This is a genomic window from Stenotrophomonas sp. GbtcB23, assembly GCF_019091045.1.
Classification (GTDB): Bacteria; Pseudomonadota; Gammaproteobacteria; order Xanthomonadales; family Xanthomonadaceae; genus Stenotrophomonas; species Stenotrophomonas rhizophila_A.
On sequence record NZ_JAGXKC010000014.1, the window covers coordinates 45,930 to 66,684 of the forward strand.

17 protein-coding genes are annotated in these 20,755 nt (G+C 67.9%); 9 read left to right on the forward strand and 8 right to left on the reverse strand.

The window, feature by feature from the left end; genetic code table 11:
* Positions 1-148: 148 nt before the first annotated feature.
* Positions 149-592, reverse strand: a complete 444-nt coding sequence (locus KVS69_RS08040) for a 3-dehydroquinate dehydratase (RefSeq protein ID WP_217537687.1) — start codon at positions 590-592, stop codon at positions 149-151.
* 3 nt (positions 593-595) lie between these two features.
* Positions 596-1,000, reverse strand: a complete 405-nt coding sequence (locus KVS69_RS08045; protein ID WP_217537688.1) for a hypothetical protein — start codon at positions 998-1,000, stop codon at positions 596-598.
* 312 nt (positions 1,001-1,312) lie between these two features.
* Between KVS69_RS08045 and lepB the strand changes: the two genes are divergently transcribed.
* Entirely contained in the window at positions 1,313-1,939 is a 627-nt protein-coding gene (gene lepB, locus KVS69_RS08050; protein ID WP_217537689.1) for a signal peptidase I, read from the forward strand.
* 266 nt (positions 1,940-2,205) lie between these two features.
* Positions 2,206-3,477, forward strand: coding sequence for an MFS transporter (locus KVS69_RS08055; RefSeq protein ID WP_217537690.1), 1,272 nt, complete (start codon positions 2,206-2,208; stop codon positions 3,475-3,477).
* Here KVS69_RS08055 and KVS69_RS08060 read toward each other — a convergent pair.
* A complete protein-coding gene (locus KVS69_RS08060; RefSeq protein ID WP_068848370.1) occupies positions 3,467-4,372 on the reverse strand; it encodes a LysR substrate-binding domain-containing protein in 906 nt (301 codons plus the stop codon). The two genes, KVS69_RS08055 and KVS69_RS08060, sit on opposite strands and share 11 nt — an antisense overlap.
* Before the next feature lie 9 nt (positions 4,373-4,381).
* Positions 4,382-5,350, reverse strand: coding sequence for a LysR substrate-binding domain-containing protein (locus tag KVS69_RS08065; protein ID WP_068848374.1), 969 nt, complete (start codon positions 5,348-5,350; stop codon positions 4,382-4,384).
* 106 nt (positions 5,351-5,456) lie between these two features.
* On the opposite strand from KVS69_RS08065, the gene aceB reads away from it, so the two are divergent.
* The 4 genes from aceB to KVS69_RS08085 all read left to right on the forward strand — a co-directional run bounded on the left by aceB (position 5,457) and on the right by KVS69_RS08085 (position 12,337).
* The gene (gene aceB, locus KVS69_RS08070) at positions 5,457-7,106 is read left to right on the forward strand and encodes a malate synthase A (RefSeq protein ID WP_217537691.1); all 1,650 of its coding nucleotides are present in this window, start codon (positions 5,457-5,459) and stop codon (positions 7,104-7,106) included.
* Positions 7,107-7,168: 62 nt separating this feature from the next.
* Positions 7,169-8,452 (forward strand): isocitrate lyase, encoded by a 1,284-nt coding sequence (gene aceA / locus KVS69_RS08075; protein ID WP_217537692.1) that lies wholly within the window; start codon positions 7,169-7,171, stop codon positions 8,450-8,452.
* Positions 8,453-8,785: 333 nt separating this feature from the next.
* Positions 8,786-9,829 (forward strand): GGDEF domain-containing protein, encoded by a 1,044-nt coding sequence (locus KVS69_RS08080; RefSeq protein ID WP_068848380.1) that lies wholly within the window; start codon positions 8,786-8,788, stop codon positions 9,827-9,829.
* 12 nt (positions 9,830-9,841) lie between these two features.
* On the forward strand, positions 9,842-12,337 hold the full coding sequence (locus KVS69_RS08085) for a putative peptide modification system cyclase (RefSeq protein ID WP_217537693.1): 2,496 nt from the start codon (positions 9,842-9,844) through the stop codon (positions 12,335-12,337).
* A gap of 6 nt (positions 12,338-12,343) precedes the next feature.
* Here KVS69_RS08085 and KVS69_RS08090 read toward each other — a convergent pair whose 3' ends face one another.
* Complete coding sequence (locus tag KVS69_RS08090) at positions 12,344-12,646, reverse strand: NHLP-related RiPP peptide (protein ID WP_217537694.1); 303 nt, start codon at positions 12,644-12,646, stop codon at positions 12,344-12,346.
* A gap of 140 nt (positions 12,647-12,786) precedes the next feature.
* Here KVS69_RS08090 and KVS69_RS08095 point away from each other — a divergent pair, with 140 nt between their 5' ends.
* From KVS69_RS08095 to KVS69_RS08105, 3 genes are read left to right on the forward strand one after another with little or no spacing between them, the layout of a single operon-like run.
* A complete protein-coding gene (locus tag KVS69_RS08095; RefSeq protein WP_217537695.1) occupies positions 12,787-13,950 on the forward strand; it encodes a putative peptide maturation dehydrogenase in 1,164 nt (387 codons plus the stop codon).
* Positions 13,947-14,726 (forward strand): hypothetical protein, encoded by a 780-nt coding sequence (locus KVS69_RS08100; RefSeq protein ID WP_217537696.1) that lies wholly within the window; start codon positions 13,947-13,949, stop codon positions 14,724-14,726. Before KVS69_RS08095 ends, KVS69_RS08100 begins: the two co-directional genes overlap by 4 nt.
* Entirely contained in the window at positions 14,669-15,793 is a 1,125-nt protein-coding gene (locus tag KVS69_RS08105; RefSeq protein WP_217537697.1) for a hypothetical protein, read from the forward strand. Before KVS69_RS08100 ends, KVS69_RS08105 begins: the two co-directional genes overlap by 58 nt.
* Positions 15,794-15,878: 85 nt before the next feature.
* Here KVS69_RS08105 and KVS69_RS08110 read toward each other — a convergent pair whose 3' ends face one another.
* From KVS69_RS08110 to KVS69_RS08120, 3 genes are read right to left on the reverse strand one after another with little or no spacing between them, the layout of a single operon-like run.
* A complete protein-coding gene (locus KVS69_RS08110; protein WP_217537698.1) occupies positions 15,879-17,861 on the reverse strand; it encodes an acetyl/propionyl/methylcrotonyl-CoA carboxylase subunit alpha in 1,983 nt (660 codons plus the stop codon).
* 32 nt (positions 17,862-17,893) lie between these two features.
* Positions 17,894-19,504 (reverse strand): carboxyl transferase domain-containing protein, encoded by a 1,611-nt coding sequence (locus KVS69_RS08115; protein WP_217537699.1) that lies wholly within the window; start codon positions 19,502-19,504, stop codon positions 17,894-17,896.
* A 10-nt stretch (positions 19,505-19,514) separates the two neighbouring features.
* Positions 19,515-20,678 carry an isovaleryl-CoA dehydrogenase gene (locus KVS69_RS08120; protein ID WP_068848392.1) on the reverse strand — a complete coding sequence of 388 codons (1,164 nt, stop codon included), beginning with the start codon at positions 20,676-20,678 and terminating at the stop codon, positions 19,515-19,517.
* Positions 20,679-20,755 lie beyond the last annotated feature (77 nt).

The window sequence follows — 20,755 nt, forward strand, 5'->3', positions numbered from 1 at the left end:
GGGGCCGGCCGGTGCCGGGGCTGCCGGTGCCGGGGCCTGCCGGTGCCGGTCGCCCAACCGGTAGTGCCGACTGTTAGTCGGCAAAGCGCGGTCCACGGACGTTCGATCGCCGCGCGAACGGCAGCCGACTAACAGTCGGCTCTACCGTCTACGTTCCCACGCGACATCCCACCTCGCTGCATCCCAGGTGATCCAACGCGATCTCCAACGCGTGCATGTAACTCTGCGCGCAGTACCCGTGCGCCACGCCGATGCGCTGGCCCACGTCCGCCGGCAGGCAATCCTCCGGCGCGCCCGCATCATCGTCATGCACTTCCACGTACACGTTATGCAGATGCGGCAACAACCGCTGCAAGCGCGTACTGCCCACGCACGCCCCCGGATCCAGCAGTGTGACCTCGCCGCGGCTGTGATCGGCCACGCGCAACGCATCCAGCAGCTCCTGCTCCGACCCACACGCACGGATTGCCACCGTGGTACCCGCATCGATCGCCCGGTGCACCAGCGCCTTCAGAACGGGCGCCGGCAGCGGCTGCGCGGTGCGGATCAATTGCCCGCTCGTTTCCGGGCCACGAATGATGAAGATCGACATGGCTCAGGCACTCCCTGCAACGGTCTGCAACCGGCGCGCGGCAATCGCCAGCGACAACCGGCATGCATCCTCGCGGCCACTGCTGCACACCACCCGCGCCACTGGCGCATGCAGCGGGTGCAGGTGCGCATCCAACCCATCGTCATCGTTGGCCGCCATCTCGATATACGGCGCCGGCAACGCGTCCAGCGCTGCGCACAGCGCGCGGCCATGCGCGGCCCATTGCGCCGGCTCGGCGGCGCCGGTCTCGATCAGCACCCACGCCGGCTGGCTTTCCCGGGCCTGGCGCAGGCACTGCAGCAGCGCCGGCAGCGTGGCGCAGTCCTGGCAGTGCACGGCGTGGCCGGCCAGCTGGGCCGGCACCGGCAGCGGGTCCGGCGACGGCTGCCGGAGCAACAGGATGGTCATGGAACACCTCGACAAAGCGCCCGGAGGCGCGGTGTCGACACGATGCGCGCGCGGGCCATAACGGGGCGATGCCCCGCATGCCCGGGCCGCGTAAACAACGCGTAGTTTTTTTTGTGTCGGGGCACGACCAACGGTATGCCCGGCCGTGGCCGGGCACCCTCCGGGCCGTCGCGGGCGACGTTACTCGCGGCTGCGCCGCTCCTTGCGTGCCCTACCGGTCCTGGCGGTAGGTGACGACCGTTGGTCGTCACGCAGGGAACTCCGGAACGCCGCAACGGTCAGACAGGACTCAAGCCCGCAAGGATCGCCACCATGACCGCCGCCGCCGCCGAACCCCGCTCCAACGGCCTGCTCCACTGGCTGAAGAAGGAAGCCCTGCCGCTGCTGGTCATGCTCGGCCTGCTCGCCGCCGCGCGCGACAGCCTGGCCAACCACTACCAGGTGCCCAGCGGCTCCATGCAGCACACCCTGATGCCCGGCGACCGGGTGGTGGTGGACATGCGTGCCTACGGCCTACGCCTGCCGTTCACCTCGGTGGAACTGCTGCACACCGGTGTGCCACAGCGCGGCGAGGTGGCGGTGTTCGATTCCCCGCAGGACGGCACCCGCCTGATCAAGCGCATCGCCGCCGTGGGCGGCGACCGCGTGGACCTGCATGACGGCCACCTCAGCATCAACGGCCACCCGCTCGGCCAGGTGGGAACAGATGACGTGGAAGACTTCGGCCGCACCCTGGCCCAGCTCGACCTGGGCCAGGGCGGCGGCCCGGACATCACCGGGCTGGCCGTACCCGCCGGCAAGGTGCTGATGCTGGGCGACCACCGTGGCAACAGCGCCGATGGCCGCTACTTCGGCCTGGTCGACGCCAAGGCCCTGTATGGAAAGGCGGCGCGCGTGTATTACCGCCGCGGAGAGGGTTTTACCTGGCAGGCGCTGTGAGATCACGGGGCCGGCCAACGGCCGGCGCTACCGGGGTCGGGCGCCCACAACCCCGATCGGGTCGGCGCCTAAAACCGTGATCGGGGTCGGGTGCCCAAAACCGTGATCCACTGGTAGCGCCGGCCGTTGGCCGGCCCTCGCAAAACCTTGATCGATACGTACAACGTCTCAATCCAGACCCGTCAGGTTATGGATCGACCTGTACCGGCTGCCTATCCTGAGCGCTGATCCTTACGCACCGGCCCGCCCCCACGGGCCCAGACGCAATGAACGGCGACACCGCAGCGCTGCCCGAGCGCAGCCCCACCCCCCCTTCGCCCGCGCCCTCGCAGCACATCGAGCAGGGCACCCCCGCGTTCCGGCGCACGGCGGCGGCGCTGTTCCTGGCCGGCTTCTCCACCTTCGGCCTGCTCTACACCGTGCAGCCGCTGCTGCCGGAGTTCAGCCGCCACTTCGGCGTCTCTGCCGCCAACAGCGCGCTCGCCCTGTCGCTCAGCACCGGCCTGCTGGCCGTTTCGATGCTGGTGGCCGGGTTGATCTCCGACCGGGTCGGCCGCCGTGGCGTGATGATCACCGCGCTGCTGGCCTCCACCGTGCTCTCGGCCGCCAGCGCCATGGTCGACGACTGGACCACGCTGCTGATCCTGCGCACCCTGCTCGGCATCGCACTCAGCGGCGTGCCGGCGGTGGCGATGACCTACCTGGTCGAAGAAATGGACAGCCGCGCGCTCGGCCTGGCGATGGGTTTGTACATCGGCGGCAATGCAGTGGGCGGCATGAGCGGGCGCCTGATCGCCGGCATCGTGGCCGACCATTGGGGCTGGCGCTGGGGCATCGGCGTGGTCTCGCTGATCGCCGTGCTCAGCACCGTGCTGCTGTGGGTGCAGCTGCCGCCGTCGCGCCACTTCCAGAGCCGTCGCGGCGGCCTGCGCGAACTGCCCGCGCGCTGGCGCCAGCTGTTCGCCGATCCCGGCCTGCCCTCGCTGTTCGCCACCGCGTTCGTGCTGATGGGCGTGTTCGTCACCCTCTACAACTACCTCGGCTACCACCTGCTGGCGCCGCCGTACCGGCTCAGCCAGACCGTGGTCGGCCTGATCTTCAGCGTGTATCTGGTCGGCACCTTCAGTTCGGCGTGGATGGGCCAGCAGGCCAACCGGCATGGCCGGGGCCGCGTGCTCGGCATCTGCTACGGCCTGATCGCACTCGGCATCGTGCTGCTGTCCCTGCCGTGGCTGGGCTGCATGGCACTGGGCATCGCGCTGGTGACGTTCGGCTTCTTCGGCGGCCATTCGGTGGCCAGCAGCTGGGTCGGCAGCCGCGCGGGCGTGATGCGCGCCGAAGCCTCGGCGCTGTACCTGTTCGCCTATTACCTCGGTTCCAGCCTGGCCGGTGCTGCCGGCGGCGTGTTCTACACCCGCTGGGACTGGTGGGGCGTGTGCGCCTTCACCGCCGTGCTCACCGCGATCGGCGCCACCATCGCCTGGCGGCTGGGTCGCCGCGCGCAGCCGCTGCCGGCCGGGCTCGCACTCAGCCGCTGAAGCCGCCCTGCAGCAGCCGGGTGAAGTGGGTGATCAATGGCGATGGGGCACCGCGCCGGTAGGCCACATGCACCTCCGAACTCGCCGCGCGATCACTCAGCGGCACGAAGCGCGCGCCTTCCACGTGGATGTGGCTGCATGAAGCAGGCAGCACCGTCACCCCCAACCCGGACGCGGCCAGGCTGATCAGCGTGGACGCCTCGCCAGCTTCCTGGATGATGCGCGGCGTGAAGCCGGCACTGCGGCACAGCGCAATGAAGTGATCGTGGATGCCGGCGCCCACCTCGCGCAGGAAGCCCACGAACGGCTCATGCGCGAACTGGCGCAGCGCCACCGGCGAACCGGCCGGCAGGTCGCGGATCAGCGGATGCTGGTCATGCACCACCAGCGCCAGCGGATCGCTGAACAACTTGCGTGACATCAGCGGCGTGGGCAACGCGCGCTTGCGGATCAACCCCACATCCAGCTCATTGGCTACAAGCGCATCGATCTGCTGCAACGTGTTCATTTCGCGCAGCTTCAACTGCACCTGCGGGAACTGCTGGCGGTAGGCGAAGATCGCCCGCGGAATCTGCGTGGACAACGGCGTGGCGCGGGTCAACCCGATGCGCAGCTCGCCGGTTTCACCGCGCTGCGCGCGCTGGGTGAGTTCGATGGCCTGGTCCACCCGTGCCAATGCGTCGGTGGCCTGCGCCTGCAGCACGCGCCCGGCCTCGGTCAGTTCCACCCGGCGGTTGCTGCGCAGGAACAGGCGCGCGCCCAGCAGCGTTTCCAGCTGCCGGATCTGCTGGCTGAGCGGCGGCTGCGACATGCCGAGCCGCTCAGCCGCACGCCCGAAATGCAGGGTATCGGCCACCGCCAGGAAGTAGCGCAGGTGGCGCAGTTCAATCGACATGGCAGCGCATCAGCGTTCGGAATGACCGCTTTCATCATAGCTGCGCGGACTGAACAGGTCCGGCTGGATCAGCTCGATGAAGGCCCGTGCCTGCGGCGACAGGAAGCGGCCCCGGCGCACGATCACCCCATAGCTGCGCTCGGGGAACCACGCGCTCATCGAGCGCGTCACCAGCCGGCCGCGGTCGGCATCGTTGAGGCACAGCGCCGGCACGATGGAAATGCCCATCCCCATCGCCACGTACTGCTTGATCACCTCCCAGCCGCCCACCTCCAGCGCCACCGTGTACGGGACGCGCTGGCGCTGGAACACCTGGTCCACCAGCCGGTAGGTGATCTGCCGCTTGGGTGGCAGCACCAGCGGGTAGGCCGAGATCGCCTGCAGGGTCAGCTCCGGCGCGGTGGCCAGCGGGTGGTCGGGCGGGGCGATCAGCACCTGCTCGAAGCGGTAGGCCGGCGCATAGCTCAGGTCGGCCGGCACATCGGTCATCGAGCCCACCGCCAGGTCGGCCGCATCGCTGCGCAGCAGGTCGGTGCCATCGGCGCTGATCGCGTTGTGCAGGGTCAGGCGCACGTCCGGGTGGCGCTGGCGGAAGCGCTCCACGATGCGCGGCAGCAGGTACAGGATGGTGGAGCTGTTGGCGGCAATGTTGAGCTCGCCCGCATCCAGCCCTTTGACCTTGTCGCGAAAGCTGGCCTCCAGCCCGTCCAGGCTTTCCACCAACGGCTGGGCCATTTCAAACAGCAGCTGGCCCTCGCGGCTGGGCACCAGGCGCCTCCCGCTGCGCTCGAACAGGCCCACCCCCAACTCGCGTTCCAGCGCCTGCAACTGCTGGCTGATCGCCGGCTGGCTGACGAACAGCGCCTCAGCCGCACGTGAGACTGAGCCCAATCGCACCGTCTGGCAGAACGCCCGCAGCGGCTTGAGCCGGTCAGACTTGTAGGAAAAACGGGGACTTGGCGGCTTGGGTGTGGGCATGGTGTAACGAATATAAGCGCAGCTTATGTAAAGCATTGCGATAACTGTTTTGTCAAATACCACACTCCGGCGCACGGTGGCATCACCCGCAACGCAGGAGTTGGACATGTCCGCTGTCGCCGCCTTCGCCACCGCCCAGCCCACCCCGGCCGATGCCCCGGCCACCCCGGGCATCGCTCTGACCACCCAGCTTGCCGGCCAGTCGGCCCTGCTGCCGGCGGGGGTACTGGCGCTGCTGGTGTCGCTGCACCGCGCGGTTGAACCCGAACGCCAGCGCCGCCTGCAGGCCCGCCGTGAGCGCCAGGCCTTCTTCGACGGCGGCGGCCTGCCGGATTTCCGCACCGACACCGCCGCCATCCGCAGCGAGGACTGGCGCGTGGCGCCGATCCCCGACGCCCTGCAGGACCGCCGCGTCGAGATCACCGGCCCGACCGACCCGAAGATGGTCATCAACGCGCTGAACTCCGGCGCCAAGGCGTTCATGGCCGATTTCGAGGATTCCACCGCCCCGGCCTGGCGCAACCTGCTGGCTGGCCAGCAGGCGCTGATCGGCGCGGTGCGCGGCGACCTCACCCACACCGCGCCCGGCGCGGACGGCAAGCCCGGCAAGCACTACGCGCTGCGCCCGCTCGAGGAACAGGCCGTGCTGATCGTGCGCCCGCGCGGCTGGCACCTGGATGAAAAGCACGTGCGCATCGATGGCCAGCCGCTGGCCGGCGGCCTGTTCGACGCGGCGGTGTTCGCCTTCCACAACGCCCGCACCCTCATGTGCCGCCAGCGCGGCCCTTACTTCTACCTGCCCAAGCTGCAGTCGATGGAAGAGGCCGCGCTGTGGGAAACCGCGCTGTCGCACATCGAAGGCATGCTCGGCCTGCCGCATGGCCAGATCAAGGTCACCGTGCTGATCGAAACGCTGCCCGCGGTGTTCGAAATGGACGAGATCCTGCACGCGCTGCGCGACCGCATCGTTGGCCTGAACTGCGGCCGCTGGGATTACATCTTTTCCTACATCAAGACCTTCCGTAAGCACGCCGACAAGGTGCTGCCCGAACGCGGCCAGGTGACCATGACCCAGCCGTTCCTGAAGGCCTATTCGGAACTGCTGATCCAGACCTGCCACCGCCGTGGCGCCCACGCGATGGGCGGCATGGCCGCGCAGATCCCGATCAATCACGATGCCGCCGCCAACGAACAGGCCATGGCGCGGGTGCGCGCTGACAAGCTGCGCGAAGTCACCGCCGGCCACGACGGCACCTGGGTGGCGCACCCGGCGCTGATTCCGGTGGCGCAGGCCATCTTCGACGCGCACATGCCCGGCCCCAACCAGCACGCGGTGCTGCGCCGCGACGTGCGGGTGGGCCGCGACGAGCTGATCGCCGCGCCCACCGGCACCATCACCCGCGCCGGGTTCGAGGGCAACGTGGAAGTGTGCGTGCGCTACCTGGCCGCCTGGCTGGACGGCAACGGCTGCGTTCCCATCCACCACCTGATGGAAGACGCGGCCACCGCCGAGATCAGCCGAAGCCAGCTGTGGCAGTGGCTGCACGTGCCCGGCCAGCACCTGGACGACGGCACCGCCATCGACCTGGCCCTGCTCGACGCCACCCTGGCCGCACTGCCGGCGCGCCTGGGCGAGCGCAGCGCGCTGCCGGGCGGGGCGCGCATCGACGAGGCCATCGCCCTGCTCGGTGAGCTGAGCCGCCGCAATGAACTGACCGATTTCCTGACCTTGCCGGCCTACGACCGGATCGATTGACCCGCTCAGCCGGGCAGGGCCCGGCGCTACCGCTTTCGATGTTCATCCCCTGGAGAATTGCCATGACCAAGCTGCCGACCGCCGAACAGATCCAGCACGAATGGAACACCGACCCGCGCTGGGCCGGCATCCAGCGCAACTACAGCGCCGCCGACGTGGTGCGCCTGCGCGGAACCGTGCACGTGGAGCATTCGCTGGCCCGGCTGGGCGCGGAGAAGCTGTGGAGGTACCTGCATGAAAAGGACTTCGTCAACGCGCTTGGCGCGCTGACCGGCAACCAGGCCATGCAGCAGGTCAAGGCCGGCCTCAACGCCATCTACCTGTCCGGCTGGCAGGTCGCCGCCGACGCCAACCTGGCCGGCCAGATGTACCCCGACCAGTCGCTGTACCCGGCCGATTCGGTGCCGGCCGTGGTCAAGCGCATCAACAACACCCTGCTGCGCGCCGACCAGCTGCACCACGCCGAAGGCAAGGACGACATCGACTTCCTGCAGCCCATCGTGGCCGATGCCGAAGCCGGCTTCGGCGGCGTGCTCAACGCCTTCGAGCTGATGAAGGCGATGATTGAAGCCGGCGCGGCCGGCGTGCACTTCGAAGACCAGCTGGCCTCGGTGAAGAAGTGCGGGCACATGGGCGGCAAGGTGCTGGTGCCCACCCGCGAGGCCATCGAGAAGTTGAATGCCGCGCGCCTGGCCGCCGACGTGCTGGGCGTGCCCACCCTGCTGGTGGCCCGCACCGACGCCGAAGCCGCCGACCTGCTGACCAGCGACATCGACGCCAACGACCAGCCCTTCGCCACCGGCGAGCGCACCGTGGAAGGCTTCTACAAGACCCGCAACGGCCTGGACCAGGCCATCAGCCGCGGCCTGGCCTACGCCCCTTACGCCGACCTGATCTGGTGCGAAACCGGCAAGCCGGACCTGGAGTTCGCGCGCAGATTCGCCGAAGCCATCCATGCGAAGTACCCGGGCAAGCTGCTGGCCTACAACTGCTCGCCCAGCTTCAACTGGAAGAAGAACCTGGACGACGCCACCATTGCGACGTTCCAGAAGGAGATCGCCAGCTACGGGTACAAGTTCCAGTTCATCACCCTGGCCGGCTTCCACGCCCTGAACTACTCCATGTTCAACCTGGCCCACGGCTACGCCCGCCGCCAGATGAGCGCCTTCGTGGAACTGCAGGAAGCCGAATTCGCCGCCGCCGACCGGGGCTTCACCGCGGTCAAGCACCAGCGCGAGGTCGGCACCGGCTACTTCGACGCCGTCACCCAGGCCATCCAGCAGGGCCAGTCCTCCACCACCGCCCTGGCCGGCTCGACCGAAGAGGAACAATTCCGGGCGGCCTGACGCCCGGAATCGGCGGCTGCGGCCGCCGCCGGGTGGCCGCGCCACCCGGGTAACCCCGGCCGTTGGCCGGATCCCCGGGAACCCATCCCGAAGAAGGCCGCCCCTGTAGGGGTGGCCCTTCTTTTATATGCCCCCGCCAGATGCTACGGTCCGCAAAAGACTCCATGCGGTAGGGGATGGCCGGTTCAAACCGGTCGCTGCGTTGGGGAAGACTGGGCCGGAGCGCCGGAGAAATCCGGGCGCCGGGGCATGGAAATGGGATGAGGCGCACACTTTTAAGGGGTGCTATCCTCATTCGCTCACCGGGGAACGCTGGGAAGCGGGTGTACGGGAATGACCGGCAAGCTTGCGACGAATGTGTGCGAACGAGCGTCAGACATCGCGCAGACCGCGATGGCTGAGATCGTGCACGCGGTCCTGAGCGCCGGCGAATTCGCCCTGTTTGCCGAATTCGGCCAGCACCGCGCGCTGCGCGCCGGCGAGCACCTGTTCCTGCGCAACCAGGCCGGCAGCACCATGTATGTCATCGTCACCGGTGCCATCGAGCTGGATTTCGGCGAAGACCTGGTGGTCAAGACGCTGGGCCAGCATGAATTCTTCGGCGAACTGGGCCTGCTCATCGGCGACCACCCGCGCAGCGCCGACGCGCGCGCCACCACCGATTCGCTGGTGCTGGAACTGGACCACACCGATTTCCAGCGTCTGGTCGACCGCGACCCGGGCCTGGTGGCCTACTTCCTGCGCCGCACGATCATGCGCGTGGTGAGCAACGAACAGGTGCTGATCCGCCAGCTGCGCCGGCGCAACCACGACCTCGAAACCGCGCTGGACAACCTCTACGTCACCACCCACCAGCTCACCCACACCCGCGAGCTGGTGCGTACCGACGAGTTGACCGGCCTGCACAACCGCCGCGGCCTGGCGTTGTACCTGCAGGAATGTCGCAACCATGACAACGGCGCGCCGCAGGGCCTGCTGCTGATCGACTGCGACCACTTCAAGCAGGTCAACGATGAGTACGGCCACCAGGCCGGCGACCGTGTGCTGCAGAGCGTGGCCAACATCCTTCGCTCGGTAGCCACCGAACAGGATCGTGCCTGCCGGTTGGGCGGGGATGAGTTCTGCCTGCTGTTGCGCGACGCCAACGCAGAAGCCGTGCAGCATGCCGCCGAGTTCATCCTCGGCGCGGTGCATGGCCTGATGAGCCGGGCCGGCGGCCATCCGCATGTCTGCCCGGTCAGCATCGGGATGAGCCTGCTGGAGGCCGATGGTGACTGGAGCGGGTGGTACGCCCGCGCCGACAATGCGCTCTACGAAGCCAAGCGCCAAGGCGGCAACCGCTCGTATTGGTCGCATGATGCGATCGCCACTCCCTGACGGGGAATCCGAATGAACGGTGACAACGGAACGTCTACCCAGGCCCCACAGCTGCGCGCACTGCTGTTCACCGATCTGTGCGATTCGCTGATCCTGGTGGAACGCATCGGCGACAGCGCCGCAGCCGAGCTGTTCCAGCAGCACGACCGGCTGGTGCTGACGCTGCAACAGCAATGGAATGGCCAGCAGATCGACCGTTCCGATGGCCTGTTCCTGTTGTTCGAACGCGCCATTGATGGCCTGGGTTTCGCGCTGGACTACCAGCGGGAACTGAAGGCGCTGGGCCAGGCGCAGAAGCTCGAGCTGCGCGCCCGCGCCGGCCTGCACGTGGGTGAAGTCCTTACCTGGGAAAACAGCGCCGAAGCGGTGAAGGCCGGCGCCAAGTCGGTCGAAGTCGAGGGCCTGGCCAAGCCGATGGCGGCTCGGTTGATGATGCTGGCAAGGCCGGGGCAGATCCTGCTGTCGGCCGTCGCCGAGTCACTCACCCATCGCGCCACATCCACCCTGGGCGAGCGCGCCGAGCGGCTGGTCTGGAAGTCGCATGGGCGCTGGCGCTTCAAAGGCATCCCCGCCACCCAGGAAGTCTACGAGGTGGGGGAGATCGGGGCGGCGCCGCTGCGCATGCCGCGTGGATCAACCAAGGCGCGCCGTGATATTCCGCTCTGGCGTCAACCTGCCGCGCTGGCGGCCGAGGCACTGGTGTTGGCCACGGTGGTGGTGGGCGGTTGGCTGCTGCTTCGGCCGGCCCCGGCCATCGCGTTTGCCGAACGCGACTGGGTCGTGGTGGGAGAGGTGCGCAACCTGACGGACGAGCGCCTGCTCGATGACAGCCTGGACCAGGCCTTCAGGATCAGCCTGGGGCAGTCGCGCCACGTCAACGTGCTCAGCGATATCAAGGTCCGTGAAACGCTGGCCCTGATGCGCAAACCGGACGGGTCGCTGCTGGACCGGCAGACCGCGATCGAGGTGGCGATGCGCGATGGAGCGCGGGCGGTGATCATGCCGTCGGTGCTGGAAATCAACGGCAAGCTGCGCGTGACCGTTGAGGTCATCGATCCCGCCAATGGCAACACCGTCTACTCCCACTCTGCCGACGGGCGCGGGCTGGAATCGGTGTTGACCTCTGCCGACCAGGTCGTTGCCGCGCTGCGCGATGATCTTGGCGAGGCGATGGAAGACATCTCGCGCGACTCGGCACCGTTGCCCAAGGTCGCGACACCCAGCATCGATGCGCTGCATGCTTACGCCAAGGGGCTGGCTGCGATGTCGACGCAGGATTTCGACAGTGCGCTGATGTTCTTCAAACAGGCCGCCACTGTCGATCCCGGCTTCGCGTTCGCCTATGTAGGCATGATGCGCATCCGTTACGGGCAGGGCCACCTCGAAGAGGCGCGCAGCCTGTTCAACACGGCCAACGGGCTTCAAGACCGCCTTACGCCGCGCGAGCGGCTGTATCTGCAGGCGTGGGGGTCGCAGTTCGCCGGTGCCGCCATGCCCGCAGTGGCCGAGCAGTGGCGGATGTTGACGGAGCTGTACCCCGACGATTACGCCGGGCACATGAATTACTCCAGTGCCCTGTACGTGATGGGCAAGTACGATGCCGCGCTCGCGGCAGCGCGGCCACTCCTGCTCGCCCAGAATCCGCAGAAAGGCCTCGCGCAGAACTTCGTCGGGCGCATCCACCTGGCCGTTGCCGATGTGGGCGAGGCGCAGCGCATGTTCAAGGAAACGGCTGCAATGGACCGCGGCGCCAGCGACGTGTGGTGGGCGCTGAGCCTGGCGGCGGCAAAGGACTATCCAGCCTCCGAGGAAATCTTCGCGCGCCGTCCGCTGCGCGGCCCCGGCGAGCAGATCGAACGCTCCAGCGCGCTCGTTGACCAAGGCCGGTTCGTGGAAGCAAACGAGCTGATCGAACGCGCCCAGTCCCAGTGCAGCGAAGTCGTGGAAGTCTGCCGCGTGCTGGATGTCATCGCGCTTCACCAGCGCAGGTTGACCGGGAACCCGACGCCCAAGGAATCGTATGCGGCAATCCTGGATCTGTGGCTGAAGAAGGCCGAGCAGCAGGACGCAGCCTCGCGAAGGGAAAGCGTGCTGTTCATTCTGGCCACGGCCTACCACGCGGTCCGCGCCGGTCATTCGGGAGCCGTCCGGGCTCGATCCGGCGTGCTGAAAGGGCTGGTGCAGAAAGATGACGAGCCCCGGGCAAGCCAGCTTTGGGCGCTCGTGCAGGGGGTGCTGGACGTAGAGGATGGTCGGCCGGAAAGCGCGGTGAAGTCACTCGAGCCGTTTGTCCACGGCGATGAGCTTTACCAGGTGCACGTCGTGCTGCATGACGCCTATGAGGCCCTCGGCGACAAGGCCGGCCAGAAGAAGCAGCGTGACTGGCTGGACCAGCAGCGCGGTCGCGCCTACGCCGAAGAAATCAGCAGTTACGTCCTGCAGTCCCTGAACCTGGATGATGCAAGACGCCTGCAGAGCAGCGACACGCAACGTGTCGCTGCCCTCTGACCCGCATCAGGCATCGTCGCCCAGCTGCGACGACGCACGACCCGCCTCGAAGCAGAACACAACGCGGAACGGCGAGTTGACCTGAAGGTGCTTGACCAGCTTTTCGCGCAGCGCCTTGAACTCTTCTTTCGTCGCGAGCGTGGTGAGCGGATCGCAGCAGTCCCTGGTGGCTTCCTCATCCACGCCGAGGGTTGCCAGCGCCTTCGAAGGATTGGCGGAGAAAGCCGCGCGGAACGCATCGTCATTGATCAGGAGGTCCATCAGACGCTGGACGGTATCTTCCGGCAGAGGGGTGTTCGTCGAAGTCATTTGAAAGGCCCGGTGTTGGAGGGGTGACAGGAGGTTATCGGCAGCCGCGACGCTGGATTGAGCCTGCCGGAAGTTGGGTGCAAGCCATCGGACCGGCCGGCTATAGTGCGGCTCGCCCCGGTTGATCATAGACCTTCGCCATGCAGTATCGCCGCTGCCAGACCCTGTTCCTCGAGCCTCGGGAAACCCCCGGGTTCCGCCTGCAGGACCTGCTGGCCGGGGGAACCGGGTTGCACTACGAGCAGGGCGTCGTGGCCATGGCACCCCACCTGGACGGACCCGTTCCGATCACACCGGACGAGGCCGCCTTGTTGCTGGCCTGCAGTGCCGAAACCTGGCAGCCCTTGCCGACCTCGGCCGAGGCGCGTGCCCGCGTCATGCGGCTGCTGGCGGAAGGGGTGCTGGTGAGTGATTCGGCCGACCACGCGGTGCATGCGGACGCCGACACCACGCTCAGGGCATCCCACTGGTGGTCGGTGGCGGCGCTGTTCCACCGGCTGTCGCGCTGGACCGGCGTGGACAGCGTGGAGGAGATGGAGCGCAGCCAGATGGTCACGGCGCAGGACATGGTACGCAAGCTGGGCAATCCTCCCGCGGAGGCGCCGCCGCGCCTGCCCGGCGCGGTCGCGCTGCCGCCGTTGGGCGACCGGTTCCTGGACGGGCTGCTCCTGCGCCGCACCACGTGCAGGAATTTCGACACGTCCCGGCCGCTGCCCCTGGCGCTGCTAGCAGGCATGCTGGGAGAGGTCCTGCTGGCCAGCGCCCATGTGGAACCGGAGCCTGGCGTGCGCTTCCTGAAGAAGAACGTGGCGTCCGCCGGTGGCCTGCACCCGATTGAAGCGTATGTGCTGGTCCAGAATGTGGAAGGCCTGGAGCCTGGTCTCCATCACTACCATGCCGTCGCGCACGAGCTTGCCCGCTTGCCCGTACAACCCCCGGCGTTGCCGGCCTTTGCCCAGCGGCTGCTGGCTGGCCAGAGCTGGTTCGCCGATGCGCATGCGCTGGTGATCCTGGTCTGCCGCTTTGAACGCAACTTCTGGAAGTACCGCAACCACGCCAAGGCCTATCGCGCGGTGACCCTCGACGCCGGCCACATCTCACAGGCCTTCTATACGCAGGCCACGGCCTACGGGCTGGGCGCGTTCGTCACCGCCGCCATCAACGAAGAAGAGGTGGAGCAGGTACTGGGCCTCGATCCGATGCGGGAAGGCCCGTTGGCCGTGTGCGGCTTTGGCTGGCGCTCGGAGCAGATGCAGACGCCGGAGATGGATCCCGCCGGGCATACCTGGAAAACCGGGCCGTGAAGCCGGCTCCCCGATCCCCACGCTGGCGCCGACCGGCGGCGCTGGTCGCCCTGGTGGCGCTGGCGATGGTCGGCGCAGGCGCCTGGATGCTGTTGCGACCAGAGCCGGCCATCGCGTTTGCCGAACGCGACTGGGTGGTGCTGGCCGACGTGGACAACGCGAGCGGCAAGGCATTGTTCGACGACTCGCTCCAGCGCGCGGTGTTGATGAGCCTGGAGCAGTCGCGTTACGTCAACGTGCTGTCCAACAGCAGGGTGACCGAATCGCGTGACCTGCAGCGGATACCCTCCGGTCGCGCCCTGGACCGTGAGCTGGCCAGCGACGTGGCGGCGCGCGAGGGCGCCCGAATGGTGGTGGCGCCGGCCATCCGCCAGTCCCGTGGGCACTACCTGGTGAGCGTGGACCTGATCGATCCGAACCGGCGCGCCGTGGTGCGCAGCTACCGCGCGAAGGCCGGCACCTCGTCCGAGGTGATGGCGGCGGTGGACGACGTGGTGGGCCAGCTGCGTGCCGGGCTCGGTGAATCGGTGGCGTCAGTGCAGCAGTCGGTGCCGCTGCCGCAGGCCTCCACTGCCAACCTGCAGGCGCTGAAGTCGTTCGCGCTCGCAGAAAGCGCCCTCGGCCGTCGGCGCTTTTCCGAATCGGCCAAGCTGTATGAGGCGGCCATTGATGCCGACCCGGATTTCGCCTGGCCCATATCGGCCTGGCCAGGCTTCTGGTGCGTCTGGACCAGCGTGCCGAAGCGCAGCCGCACCTGGCCCGCGCGCTGGCGGTGAGCCAGCGCCTGCCGCACCGCGAACGGCTCTACCTCAAGGCCTGGCGCAACGAGCTGAGCGCGGACGCGTGGCCGCTGGACGACTGGCGCGTGTTGGCCGATGTCTATCCCGATTCCTTTGCCGGCCTGGCCAACACCTCCTGGTACCTCCTGACCGACAACCGCTACGATGAGGCAGAGCGCTACGCCGTCGGCGCCGCAGTACCGCAGAACCCGATGCGTGCCTACACCATCGCGCAGCTGGGGTGGATACAGCTGGGTACCAACCGCTTTGATGATGCGCTGCGCAGTTTCAGATGGTCCGAAACGTTGACCGGGCGGGCGGCCAGCGATCCACGCGCCGACGTGCTGATTGCCATGCGCCGGTACGGGGACGCACAGGCGGTGCTGACCCAACTGGGCAAGCCGCGCGACGAACTGCAGGCGCTGATGAACGTGCGGGTGCGGCTGCTGCTGGCGGCTGACCAGGATGACTGCACGGGCATGCGCACGGCGCTGTCATCGGAAGCAACACCGGAGTCGGCCGATTTCCACGTGCATGCCGCGCTCATGCGGGCCGTGGTGGATACCGCGTGCGAGCAGCGCGAAGCCAAGGCGCTGGCCGATATCGCTACCGAGCTGCGCCCGCTGCTGGCCGCGACCACCGATCCGAGCACGCCCGACCGCATCCTGCGCCTGCTGTCGCTGACCTATCTGGCCCAGCGCCAGGGCGACCACGTACTGGCCAACCGGCTGCTGGCCGAGTACGACGCGCAGGTGGTGCAGCAGAAGAACCCGGTGATCGGAAAGTGGCGCACCATGGTGCTTGCCATGCAGGAAATCGGCCGGGGTGCACCCCAGCAGGCCGTGGCGCTGCTGCAGCCGATGATGGATGGCAGCGAACCGGTGCAGGCGCATGTGGCGCTGCGTGAGGCATACCGCCTGCTGGGCGATGGTGAGCAGTTCCAGAAGCAGAACGAATGGCTGTTCGAGAACCGGGGCAGGGCGATCGCGGAGGTTGCCAACACCCAGTTGATGCAGGCGTTGAACGTGCATGACACGGTGTCGGACGCTACGTTGCGGCGGTGAGTGTGCGTCGTTGTCGGGCACCGCGATGACACCCATGGGGTGTCACTACGTCGATGCGTATCCGCTCTTCGTTCCGGCAACGCGATTACGTGGCTTCGAAATCCACCAGCACCGCGCCATCGGCCACCTGGTCACCCGCCTTGACCCGATACCCCTGCACCGTGCCATCGGCCGGGGCCTGCAGGGTGTGCTCCATCTTCATCGCTTCCAGCACCAGCAGCGGGGTGCCGCGCACCACCGGGGTGCCCGGTGCCAGCAGCGTGGCCACGATGCGGCCCGGCATCGGTGCGACCAGGCTGCCGGCGTCCGCTACCGCGTGGTCGGCTTCGCTGACCGGGTCATGCAGGGTGAAGCGCTGCACGCCGTCGTTGCCGAACAGGTACAGCTCGCTGCCATCGCGTACCACGCGGGCGCGGTGCAGGCGCTCTCCCACCTGCAGCGCCAGCCGCTCGCCCACCATCCGGCCCTGCGCCGATACCGTGGTGCCGCCCACCTCGATCGACCACGCCTCGCCATGGCCTTCAACGGCCACCACCTGCTGGTGGCCACGATGCTCCAGGGTCAGCCGCCGCGCCGCACGCTGTCCCAGCCGCCAGCCATCGCGCGCCTGCCACGGCGAGTGCGGGTCGCGCGCATCCACCGGGGCCGCTGCGTCTGTCGCCATCGCAGCTACGGCTGCCAGCGCCCACAGGGAAGGGTCGGTATCGCCCTGATGTGGCGCCAGTGCGGCCTGCTCGCGTTCGATCAACGCGGTATCCAGCCTCGCGTTGGCGAACGAATCGGTCATCACCAGCCGGCGCAGGAACGCGGCGTTGGTGGTCACGCCCACCACTTCGCACTCGGCCAGCGCCTGCTGCATGCGGCGCAGGGCGGCATCGCGGTCCACATCCCACACGATCAACTTGGCGATCATCGGGTCGTAGAACGGGGTGATCGCATCGCCCTGTTCCACACCCGCATCCACGCGCACGTGCGCGCTGCCGGACGGCAGGCGCAGGTGGCGCAGTGTGCCGGTGGAAGGCAGGAAGCCCTTGTCTGCATCTTCGGCGTACAGCCGCGCTTCCAGCGCATGGCCGTTGATCTGCAGCTGTTCCTGCTGCAGCGGCAGCGGGGCGCCGCTGGCCACGCGCAGCTGCCACTCCACCAGGTCGGTCCCGGTGATGCACTCGGTCACCGGGTGCTCCACCTGCAGGCGGGTGTTCATTTCCATGAAATAGAAATCGCCGTCGGGCCCGGCGATGAACTCCACCGTGCCCGCGCCCACGTAGTTCACCGCGCGCGCGGCATCCACCGCAGCCTTGCCCATGGCGGCGCGGCGCTCGGGCGTCATGCCCGGCGCAGGTGCTTCTTCCAGCACCTTCTGGTGCCGGCGCTGCACCGAGCAGTCGCGCTCGAACAGGTACACCACGTTGCCGTGGCTGTCGCCGAACACCTGGATCTCGATATGGCGCGGGCGCTCCACGTACTTTTCCACCAGCACGTGCGCGTTGCCGAAGGCGGACTGCGCCTCGCGTTGGCAGCTGGCCAGCGCCTCGGTGAAGGCCGCGCTGTCGTCCACCTTGCGCATGCCCTTGCCACCGCCGCCGGCGCTGGCCTTGATCAGCACCGGGTAGCCGATGCCATCGGCCTGTTCGCGCAGGAACGCCGGTTCCTGCGCGTCGCCGTGGTAGCCCGGGGTCAGCGGCACGCCGGCCTGCGCCATCAGGGCCTTGGCGGCGCTCTTGTCGCCCATCGCGCGGATCGCCGTCGCAGACGGGCCGATGAACACGATGCCCGCTTCGGTGCAGGCCTGGGCGAAGTCCGCGTTTTCCGACAGGAAGCCGTAACCGGGGTGGATCGCCTGCGCGCCGGTGCGGCGTGCCGCATCCAGGATGGCGTCGGCGCGCAGGTAGCTTTCGCGCGCCGGTGCCGGGCCGATGCCCACGGCCTCGTCGGCCAGCCGCACATGGCGTGCGTCGCGGTCGGCGTCGGAGTACACCGCCACCGTGGCAATGCCCAGGCGTTGGCAGGTGGCGATGACGCGGCAGGCGATTTCGCCACGGTTGGCGATCAGGATCTTGGTGAACATGGAAGTCTCGTTGCGCATGCCAGGGGGCCGGATCACATCCGGAACACGCCGAAATCGGTCTTGCGGGCCGGGGCGTTGAGGCTGGCCGACAGGGCCAGGCCCAGTACGCGGCGGGTGTCGGCCGGGTCGATCACGCCGTCATCCCACAACCGCGCGCTGGCGTAGTAGGGGTGGCCCTGCTGCTCGAACTGGTCGCGGATCGGGCTCTTGAAGGTGTCTTCGTCCTGCGCCGACCACTGCCCGCCCTTGGCTTCAATGCCATCGCGCTTCACCGTGGCCAGCACGCTGGCCGCCTGCTCGCCGCCCATCACCCCGATGCGCGCGTTCGGCCACATCCACAGGAAGTTGGGCGAATAGGCGCGGCCGCACATGCCGTAGTTGCCGGCGCCGAACGAACCGCCGATCACCACCGTGAACTTGGGCACCTTGGCGCAGGCCACCGCCATCACCAGCTTGGCCCCGTCCTTGGCGATGCCGCCGTGTTCGTACTTGCGCCCGACCATGAAGCCGGTGATGTTCTGCAGGAACACCAGCGGAATGCCGCGCTGGGTGCACAGCTCGATGAAGTGCGCGCCCTTGAGTGCCGATTCGGAGAACAGGATGCCGTTGTTGGCGATGATCCCCACCGGGTAGCCGTGCAGGTGCGCGAAGCCGGTCACCAGCGTGTTGCCGTAGCGCGGCTTGAATTCGTCGAAGCGCGAATCGTCCACCAGGCGCATGATCACCTCGCGCACGTCGTAAGGCTTGCGCGTGTCGGCCGGGATCACCCCGTACAGTTCCTGCGCCGGGTAGCGCGGTTCCACCGGCGCCTGCACCGCCAGCGCCGGCTCGGGCTTGCGCCAGTTGAGCTGGGCGATGATCGCGCGCACCCGGGCCAGCGCCTGCAGGTCGTTGTCGGCCATGTGGTCGGCTACCCCGGAAATGCGCGTATGCACATCGGCACCTCCCAGTTCTTCGGCAGTGACCACTTCACCGGTGGCGGCCTTCACCAGCGGCGGGCCGCCCAGGAAGATGGTGCCCTGCTCGCGCACGATCACCGTTTCATCGCTCATCGCCGGCACGTACGCGCCGCCGGCGGTGCACGAGCCCATCACGCAGGCGATCTGCGGAATGCCCTGCGCCGACAGGTTGGCCTGGTTGTAGAAGATCCGGCCGAAGTGGTCGCGGTCCGGGAACACCTCGTCCTGCAGCGGCAGGAACGCGCCACCGGAATCCACCAGGTAGATGCACGGCAGCCGGTTCTGTTCGGCCACCTCCTGCGCGCGCAGGTGCTTCTTCACCGTCATCGGGTAATAGGTGCCGCCCTTGACCGTGGCATCGTTGGCCACGATCACGCATTCCACCCCGGACACCCGACCAATGCCGGCCACCACGCCGGCACTGGGAATCGGGTCGCCGTACATGCCGTGCGCGGCCAGCGGTGCGATTTCCAGGAACGCGCTGCCCGGGTCGAGCAGGGCATCGATGCGGTCGCGCACCAGCAGCTTGCCGCGCGCGGTGTGTTTCTGCCGCGCCGCTTCCGTGCCGCCCAGCGCGGTCTGCGCCAGGGTGGCGCGCAGGTCGTCGACCACCGCCTGCAACGCAGTGCGGTTGGCCTCGAAGCTCTCGCTGCCCGGTTGCAGCTGGGTGCTCAGTACCGTCATCGCTTCGTCCTTACTTGGTGCGCTGGAACAGTTCGCGGCCGATCAGCATGCGGCGGATTTCCGAGGTGCCTGCGCCGATCTCATACAGCTTGGCATCGCGCCACAAGCGCCCGGTGGGGTATTCGTTGATGTAGCCGTTGCCGCCCAGGATCTGGATCGCCTGGCCGGTCAGCCAGGTGGCCTTCTCGGCCGAATACAGAATGGCGCCGGCCGCATCCTGGCGGGTGGTGCGGCCCAGGTCGCAGGCGCGCGCCACCGCATACACATACGCGCGGCAGGCGTTGAGGCCTACGTACATGTCGGCCAGCTTGGCCTGCATCAGCTGGAACGTGCCGATCGCCTGGCCGAACTGCTTGCGCTCATGCACGTACGGCATCACCACGTCCATCGCGGCCGACATCAGGCCCAGAGGGCCGCCGGACAGCACCACGCGCTCGAAATCCAGCCCGGACATCAGCACGTTCACGCCACCACCGACCGCGCCCAGCACGTTCGCTTCGGGCACTTCGCAGTCCTCGAACACCAGCTCGCAGGTGTTGGAGCCGCGCATGCCCAGCTTGTCCAGCTTCTGCGCGGTGGAGAAGCCCTTCATGCCCTTTTCGACCAGGAAGGCGGTGATGCCCTTGGCACCGGCTTCCACGTCGGTCTTGGCGTACACCACCAGCACGTCGGCATCCGGGCCGTTGGTGATCCACATCTTGTTGCCGTTGAGCACGTAGTGGTCGCCGCGCTTGTCCGCGCGCAGCTTCATCGACACCACGTCCGATCCGGCGCCCGGTTCGCTCATGGCCAGCGCGCCGACCTTCTCGCCGCTGCACAGGCCGGGCAGGAAGCGCTGCTTCTGCTCCTCGGTGCCGTTCTTGCGCAGCTGGTTCACGCACAGGTTCGAATGCGCGCCGTAGGACAGGCCGATGCCGCCCGAAGCACGCGAAATCTCTTCCATCGCCACCACGTGGGCCAGGTAGCCCATGCCGCTGCCGCCGTATTCTTCTTCCACGGTCAGGCCGAGCAGGCCCTGCTCGCCGAGCTTGCGCCACAGCGGGTGCGGGAACAGGTTTTCCTCATCGGCCTTGGCCGCCAGCGGCGCGATCTCGGCCGAGGCAAAATGGGCCACGCTCTGGCGGAGCATGTCGATCTCTTCGCCGAGGTCGAAGTTCATGGTGGGGACGTGCATGAGGCGGCTCCGCAACGGCTGGAAGGGGTCGAATGCTCCCAGCCTAGTCCTCCCGGGGGTAAAAGTGAACACAAATT

What these genes read in the sequence shown, in the direction of transcription:
- KVS69_RS08040 (WP_217537687.1), bottom strand. Translation starts at nt 592, where the DNA reads ATGTCGATCTTCATCATTCGTGGCCCGGAAACGAGCGGGCAATTGATC.
- KVS69_RS08045 (WP_217537688.1), bottom strand. Translation starts at nt 1,000, where the DNA reads ATGACCATCCTGTTGCTCCGGCAGCCGTCGCCGGACCCGCTGCCGGTG.
- lepB (WP_217537689.1), top strand. Translation starts at nt 1,313, where the DNA reads ATGACCGCCGCCGCCGCCGAACCCCGCTCCAACGGCCTGCTCCACTGG.
- KVS69_RS08055 (WP_217537690.1), top strand. Translation starts at nt 2,206, where the DNA reads ATGAACGGCGACACCGCAGCGCTGCCCGAGCGCAGCCCCACCCCCCCT.
- KVS69_RS08060 (WP_068848370.1), bottom strand. Translation starts at nt 4,372, where the DNA reads ATGTCGATTGAACTGCGCCACCTGCGCTACTTCCTGGCGGTGGCCGAT.
- KVS69_RS08065 (WP_068848374.1), bottom strand. Translation starts at nt 5,350, where the DNA reads ATGCCCACACCCAAGCCGCCAAGTCCCCGTTTTTCCTACAAGTCTGAC.
- aceB (WP_217537691.1), top strand. Translation starts at nt 5,457, where the DNA reads ATGTCCGCTGTCGCCGCCTTCGCCACCGCCCAGCCCACCCCGGCCGAT.
- aceA (WP_217537692.1), top strand. Translation starts at nt 7,169, where the DNA reads ATGACCAAGCTGCCGACCGCCGAACAGATCCAGCACGAATGGAACACC.
- KVS69_RS08080 (WP_068848380.1), top strand. Translation starts at nt 8,786, where the DNA reads ATGACCGGCAAGCTTGCGACGAATGTGTGCGAACGAGCGTCAGACATC.
- KVS69_RS08085 (WP_217537693.1), top strand. Translation starts at nt 9,842, where the DNA reads ATGAACGGTGACAACGGAACGTCTACCCAGGCCCCACAGCTGCGCGCA.
- KVS69_RS08090 (WP_217537694.1), bottom strand. Translation starts at nt 12,646, where the DNA reads ATGACTTCGACGAACACCCCTCTGCCGGAAGATACCGTCCAGCGTCTG.
- KVS69_RS08095 (WP_217537695.1), top strand. Translation starts at nt 12,787, where the DNA reads ATGCAGTATCGCCGCTGCCAGACCCTGTTCCTCGAGCCTCGGGAAACC.
- KVS69_RS08110 (WP_217537698.1), bottom strand. Translation starts at nt 17,861, where the DNA reads ATGTTCACCAAGATCCTGATCGCCAACCGTGGCGAAATCGCCTGCCGC.
- KVS69_RS08115 (WP_217537699.1), bottom strand. Translation starts at nt 19,504, where the DNA reads ATGACGGTACTGAGCACCCAGCTGCAACCGGGCAGCGAGAGCTTCGAG.
- KVS69_RS08120 (WP_068848392.1), bottom strand. Translation starts at nt 20,678, where the DNA reads ATGCACGTCCCCACCATGAACTTCGACCTCGGCGAAGAGATCGACATG.